This is a genomic window from Streptomyces bambusae (assembly GCF_019400985.1).
Lineage (GTDB): Bacteria > Actinomycetota > Actinomycetes > Streptomycetales > Streptomycetaceae > Streptomyces > Streptomyces bambusae_A.
Map to the genome: position 1 here is coordinate 1 of NZ_WTFF01000721.1, position 678 is coordinate 678.

1 protein-coding gene is annotated in these 678 nt (G+C 71.4%); it reads left to right on the plus strand.

Going from position 1 to position 678, the window contains the following annotated elements; translation table 11 throughout:
• Positions 1–87: 87 nt before the first annotated feature.
• On the plus strand, positions 88–651 hold the full coding sequence (locus GPJ59_RS38800; RefSeq protein ID WP_219672412.1) for a hypothetical protein: 564 nt from the start codon (positions 88–90) through the stop codon (positions 649–651).
• Positions 652–678 lie beyond the last annotated feature (27 nt).

Here is a 678-nt window from a genome sequence, read left to right on the forward strand (position 1 = left end):
CCAATGACGTCATCACACTAGTATACGTTTGCAACGATGTTCAGACGCCTGTAGCGACACCCCGTAGGATCGGCGGCAGGGACAGAGTTGTATAAGAGACAGGTGCTGGAGCGGTGGGACGGCAGGTCTTACGCGGCGGGGGCGTCGGCCTTCCGGGCGGCGGGGTGGGCCGGATCCGGGCTGGCGCTGCCGTCCCTGTCGCTGCCGCTGCCGTCGGGGATTCTGGCGGGGCAGCTGCCCCTGCCGCTGGCCGCGCTCGCAGCGGGCGCCGGGGAGCTGGGGCTGGGCTGGGCACTGCTGGGGACGGCGCTGCTGGACGCGCTGGTCGTGCTGGTGCGGCAGAGGCCGGTGGTGCGGCAGGGGCCGGTGGTGCGGTGGTTCGCGGGGGTCTCGGGCGCGTTGCTGGGTCTGGGTGCGGCCCTGACGGGGTTGGCGGTGTCGCTGACGGAATCCTCGGTGGCGGGGGCCGCACCGGGCGGCTTGCTGCTGGCGGCCGTCGCGGCCGGGTGTGTGGGAGCGGCCTGGCGGGCGGCTCGTACGGGGTCGGCGGGGGCGGGCGGGGCGGGGGGGGCGGGCCCTTCTTTTTTACACATCTGGGGGCGCGGTCGCTTCTCTGCGGTTGGGGGGTGGTGGGTGCTCTTGGGGTTCTAGCTATGAATTACATAGTGAAAGAAGTCA